This window comes from Holdemania filiformis DSM 12042 (assembly GCF_000157995.1).
Classification (GTDB): domain Bacteria; phylum Bacillota_I; class Bacilli_A; order Erysipelotrichales; family Erysipelotrichaceae; genus Holdemania; species Holdemania filiformis.
In genome coordinates this window covers 653,670-659,433 of the sequence record NZ_GG657556.1, presented here as the reverse complement: position 1 = coordinate 659,433, position 5,764 = coordinate 653,670, and the positions used below count along the sequence as shown (strand labels likewise).

At 55.0% G+C, this 5,764-nt stretch carries 5 protein-coding genes; 3 read left to right on the top strand and 2 right to left on the bottom strand.

The genetic code is table 11. The features are described 5' to 3' along the window. A partial coding sequence (locus HOLDEFILI_RS08955; protein WP_006059293.1) for a CPBP family intramembrane glutamic endopeptidase occupies positions 1–857 on the bottom strand: 857 nt, incomplete at its 3' end. Then, entirely contained in the window at positions 854–1,213 is a 360-nt protein-coding gene (locus HOLDEFILI_RS18400) for a VOC family protein (RefSeq protein ID WP_050766952.1), read from the bottom strand. The genes HOLDEFILI_RS08955 and HOLDEFILI_RS18400, both read right to left, overlap by 4 nt. Before the next feature lie 314 nt (positions 1,214–1,527). On the opposite strand from HOLDEFILI_RS18400, the gene HOLDEFILI_RS08945 reads away from it, so the two are divergent. The 3 genes from HOLDEFILI_RS08945 to HOLDEFILI_RS08935 are packed head-to-tail and all read left to right on the top strand — an operon-like array spanning position 1,528 to position 5,681. Further along, positions 1,528–3,306 carry a MutS family DNA mismatch repair protein gene (locus tag HOLDEFILI_RS08945; protein ID WP_039864423.1) on the top strand — a complete coding sequence of 593 codons (1,779 nt, stop codon included), beginning with the start codon at positions 1,528–1,530 and terminating at the stop codon, positions 3,304–3,306. Between the two features lie 51 nt (positions 3,307–3,357). After that, positions 3,358–4,521, top strand: a complete 1,164-nt coding sequence (locus HOLDEFILI_RS08940; protein ID WP_006059289.1) for an amidohydrolase — start codon at positions 3,358–3,360, stop codon at positions 4,519–4,521. Next, positions 4,518–5,681, top strand: coding sequence for an amidohydrolase (locus tag HOLDEFILI_RS08935; RefSeq protein WP_006059288.1), 1,164 nt, complete (start codon positions 4,518–4,520; stop codon positions 5,679–5,681). Before HOLDEFILI_RS08940 ends, HOLDEFILI_RS08935 begins: the two co-directional genes overlap by 4 nt. Positions 5,682–5,764 lie beyond the last annotated feature (83 nt).

Sequence of the window (5,764 nt, the reverse complement as noted above, 5' to 3'; positions counted from 1 at the left end):
AAGAACTGCTGGATTAAAATCCAGGGATTCGCTTCTTTGCGCACAATGATTCGTTTATGCCGTCCGCGGATCAAGGCGAACAGCGCCAACGCGTAAATCACGACGCAGCTCAATCCGATGATCCACGAATACTGTACCGGCACCTGCTGCAAAGCCACCGTCTGCAGGTTGATCGCGATGTGGATCAGCAGCGGCGGAAGGATGGAATTAAACCGCATCGTCACCACCGCCAGGAAGATTCCCAGACAAAACGACGGCAGGATATTGATCAGATTGCCATGCATGAAGGAAAACAACAGCGAGCTGGCAAAGATTGCGAAATAATTGCCCATCCGGCCAAAGCTGCGCAGACAGACGCCGCGGAATATAAATTCCTCGCAAAACGGAGAGATCACAACGATATAAATCAGGCTCAGAATCACCGCCGGAAGCTTTCCCTGCAGAATGAGTTCCGAGGACGTAAACTGAATGTTGGACCAGCTGAGCACCAGCGCCAGAATCCCGACAATAAAGGTCAGAAGCAGATTCAGCGCCAGTCCGATCAGCACCAGTCCGAGAATATCGCGCCATTCGCCTTGACAATGACCGAAAAACCGGCCTGTCTTCATCTTTTTCAAAGCCGCATAGATCTGAAACGGAAGAAGCATGACGAGCAGCGTGACGACGATCCGAATTCCCATTTCCGCCGCCTGCCGGTCCACCGTCTGATAGTACGGCTCCAAAAGCGGAGTCAGCCATCGATAACCAAAGGCCGCGCCGACAGCCAATCCGAAAACGATCAGAAACGTCAGGCCGATGCCGTTGAATTCCCGGCGCAGCTGACGCGGTGTAACCGTCTGAACAATCCGTTCGCTCATTGTTCTCCCTCCTTCACTATCTTTTGAAATTCGACGGTATATCCGTCAGGATCCTGAATAAAAAAGGAATAGACTGCAAACTGCGGATGCGGCCGGGGAGCAGTGATCCCCTTCATTCCTTTGAATTTTTCATACAGCCGGTCGACCTCAGCGCAGTCCGTGCAGTTAAACGAAATGCACGAATAAGCAGGAAGCTCAAAGTCCGCCGCTTCCACAAACCCCAGATAGCCGTAACCGCTGTCGTAAATATGACAGCCTGGCTGAGTATGCCACAGTGTCAGCCCCAGCTGCTGAATATAAAAAGCATCGGTCGCCGCCAAACTGCGGCAACGATGAAAGATGACCATGGATTCCATCATTAATCGCTCCTGTTCTTTGCTTCAGAACTCTATCGTTTTAAAAACGATATCGCCCCGGCTCCGGCTCGCTCATCGGCGGAGGAAGCCGGGAAGGAATTGCTTGTTGAATTGAATGCGTTTTTATTATCGCATATTTTTTTAAGAATGGAAATAGCGACCCTTCCCGCTTTCCGTGCAGATTAAGGAATTCTGCGGCACTTTGATAACAATCCAATGTTTACCTGAGGTCCGTGTGATGCTTTCCCGCTTTGATTTTCAGGGACATCTGGCTTATACTAAAGCTGTTGCAATCAATCAAAAGGAGGAATCCGATGCAGAAACAACAATGGGAAGCGCAGCTGGCCCAGACTCAGAGTCAATGCGTTCAGCTCCGCCGTAAAAACTCGCAGATTGCCGGAGTTCGCTTCGGTTTGTTTTTAATCGCAGCGTGGTCTTTTTTTCAAATTGTCGACGGCCGGATGGGTTATCGATTCATCTTTATCCTAAGCCTGGCCGGATTTTGTCTGGCAATGCTGGCGCATCAAAAAAACAACCGGCTCTATCTTGAAGCCCAGGCGCGAAGCGAAGTGCTTGGGCGATGTCTGTCGCGGTTGGACAGTCGTTGGCAACAGGCGTCGGAAACCGGCGCGGAATTTTTAACCGACGATCAGCCCGCGCTGGCCGATCTCGACGTCTTTGGCCCGCGTTCGTTATATCAGTTCTGCTGTATGGCGGTCCTGCCACAGGGGAAGACGGCGCTGGCTTCCTATTTTAAAGAACCGGCCGCAGCTAAAATCATCCGCGAACGTCAGGAAACCGTGACCGTTCTGGCGCAGAATCCCGATTTCATGCTCGCGGACTGGACCTGCACGCACGGTCTGACGCCGCAGACAGCTGCCGCGATGGCTTCCGAAAAGCTGAATGAGCTTGTCCAGCCGATCACGCTGCCGATTCCCGGTTGGTTTATCCGCTGGATGCCGGCAGTGACACTGACGTTATTGGGGCTGACGCTGCTGCGCTGGATCTCGCCGCTGTGCTTCATCCTGATCTTTTTTGTCCAGGCGGCGCTCGCCCTGTTTTCCCTTGGGTATGTCCACAGCCGCCTGCAGGCCGTCGCGAAGGTCCGGCAGGGACTGCAAAACTGCCTGGTCCGTTGTCAGAAACTGGATCAGTCGGCGCTGTCCAGCCCTTTGATCGACGCGCTGAAAACTCAGATCCGTCAGCCGCAGGGACTGCTTCAGGGCGTAAAGCAGCTCGACGGGCTGTTAAACCGGCTGTCGCTGCAGGCCAATCCGTTTCTCTATCTGCCGGCGCAGCTGTTGCTGCTGTGGGATCTGCAATGCGTGCAGGCCTGGAACCAATGGCAGGCTCAGGCCGGGCAGACGTGGATCGCCGTGATGGAACAGCTGGGGCAGTTAGAAGCGATGGAATCGCTGGCGCTGATCGCGCTGACGCATCCGCAGACCTGCATGCCGAAGCTGCATGAGGAAACGGTTCCGGTCTTGGCGTTTACGCAGCTGACTCATCCGCTGCTGGATCCGGTTCAGGCGATCGGCAACGATTTCACCCTCGATCATTCGCTGACGGTGGTCACCGGCTCCAACATGTCCGGCAAGACGACGTTCATGCGCACGATCGGTCTGAATCAAATTCTGGCGGCGGCCGGCGGTCCCGTCTGCGCGCAAAGCATGGATACTTCCGGCTTTACCGTTTTAACCTCAATGCGGATCCGCGACGACGTCAACGAGGGGATCTCCACCTTTTATGGCGAGCTGTTAAGAATCCGCAGGATCATCGACGCTGTATCCCTGAAAACCCCGCTGTTGGTGCTGATCGATGAAATCTTCAAGGGCACCAACTCCCTCGACCGGATCGACGGCAGCGCCCAGGTGCTGCGCCATCTGAACCACCCGTGGATCCGCGCGATGATCACGACGCACGACTTTGAGCTGTGCGCCCTGGAGGAACAAGCCGGACTTTCCTTAATCAACGTTCATTTTGAGGAACATTACCAGGATCAGAAGATTTTCTTTGATTACAAGCTCAAGCCGGGACGCTGTACGCAGCGCAACGCCCGATATTTAATGAAAATGATTGGGATCACGGATTGATTTTCACTGGTTTTACGATACAATGAGTTCATAGAGATTGGGGGACATACAATGATAGCTATTACACACGGCAAGCTGCTGACCGTCGCCAACGGTACGATTGAAGACGGTACGCTGCTCATCGACAACGGCAAGATCACAGCGATCGGCAAGGATATTGCGATCCCGCAGGGGGCCGAGATCCTCGACGCTTCCGGAAAATGGGTGACTCCGGGCCTGATCGACGCGCACACGCACATTTCAACCTTTAACGAACCGCACTGGATGCCGCATATCGGCGACGGCAACGAGGTCACTTCGCCGGTTACCGCTCAAATCCGCGGCATCGACGCGCTGAATCCGTTCGACATGGCGATCGGCGCGGCACGGTCAGCCGGCTTTACGACCTGCTACACCGGGCCGGGCAGCGCCAACGTCATCGGCGGCACCGGCTTGAGCTTCAAGCTGAAAAATGCGGCGACCGTTCAGGAAATCGCGATCGAAGGCTCGGAAATGATGAAAATGGCGCTGGGCGAAAACCCGAAGCGCTGCTATGGCTCCGAAAAGAAAATGCCGATGACCCGGATGGGCACCGGCGCGGTCCTGCGCAAAGCGTTATTCGACGCCAAGCAGTACAGCGACGCGCTGGCTGCAGGCAAGGACGTCAAGCGTGACTTTGATTTGGAAGCGCTGGTTCCGGTCGTCCGCGGCGAAATGCGCTGCCGGATTCATTGCCACCGGGCCGACGACATCGTCACGGCGATCCGGATTGCCGAGGAATTCAACCTCGATTACACGATCGAGCATTGCACCGAAGGGTATAAGATTCTGGATTTCTTAAAAGCGAAAAAAGCCAAGGTCATCATCGGTCCGCTATTAATGGGACCGCAGAAATTTGAGATCTGGGGCTGCCGTCAGGATACCCCGGCGGTCTTTGAAAAGGCTGGCATTGAGGATTTCTGCCTGATGGCGGATGATTCGTCAGCGACCAAATGGCTGCCGGTTCACGTCGGCATCGCCATGCGAAATGGACTCAGCTTTGAACAGGCGTTAAAATGCGTGACGATCAATCCAGCCAAGCTCTTGAAGCTGGACGATCGGATCGGCTCGCTGGAGGTGGGCAAAGACGCGGATATCGCGATCTTTAACGGCATGCCGTTCTCCAATCTGACGTTGTGCGAGCAGGTCATCATCGACGGAAAACCGGAATTTGTCCGCCAGGAGGGGGATTTATGATCGCGATCGTTCACGGAAAGCTGCTGACCGTCACTCAGGGCGTCATGGAAGACGGCACATTACTGATCGATAACGGCAAAATTACGGACATGGGTACCGACATCACGGTTCCGGAGGGCGTAGAGATTCTTGACGCTGCCGGTAAATGGGTGACGCCGGGACTGATCGACGCTCACAGCCATCTGTCAGGCTTAAACGAACCGGCCTGGATGCCTTCGACGATGGACGCCAACGAAATTACCGATCCCGTCACCGCGCACGTGCGGATGCTGGATGCGTTCAACCCGTTTGACGAAGCGATCCCGAAGGTCAGAAACGCCGGCTTCACGACCTGCTGCACACTGCCGGGCAGCGCCAACGTCATCGGCGGCACCGGCTTCTCATTTAAGCTGAAACAGGCTTCCACCGTTCAGGACATGATGATTCCGGGCACCGAGGTCATGAAAATGGCGCTGGGCGAAAACCCGAAGCGCTGCTATGGTCCGGACAAGAAAATGCCGATGACCCGCATGGGGACCGGCGCTGTGCTGCGGGAAACGTTGTTCAACGCCAAGGTGTACTCCGATAAGCTGAAAAAAGCGGAAACCGATCCGACAGTTCAGGTTGAACCGAATTTCCGGCTGGATCCGCTGGTTCCGGTTGTCCGCGGCGAACGCCGCTGCCGGATTCACTGCCACCAGGCCGACGACATCGTCACGGCGATCCGCATTGCCGAGGAATTCCATCTGAAATATGCGATTGAACACTGCACGGAAGGGTATAAGATCAAGGAATTCTTAAAAGAGAAGGACATCACAGCCGTCGTCGGGCCGCTGAAGATGGGGCCGATGAAATTTGAGATCTGGGGCTGCCGTCAGGACACGCCGGCGGTCTTTGAGAAGACCGGCATCAACTTCTGCCTGACTGCGGACGGCGCTTCCGATACCGTTTGGCTGCCGAGCGACATCGGTATCGCGATGCGCTATGGCCTGAGCTTCCAGACGGCGCTGGAATCTGTGACGATCCGTCCGGCCCGGCTGTTGGGTCTGGAAAACCGTGTCGGTTCCTTAGAAGTCGGCAAGGATGCGGATATCGCAATTTTTGACGGCATGCCGTTTGAGAATCTGACCTCCTGCCTGGCAACGATCATCGACGGTAAGCTCGAGCACTGTGCTCTGTAACAAAACCTCGTGAAAAGCTAAGCACTTCTTCAGAACTAATTTCGGCCTAATCCAAACCAAAAACGGAACAGAACTCCTCGCGA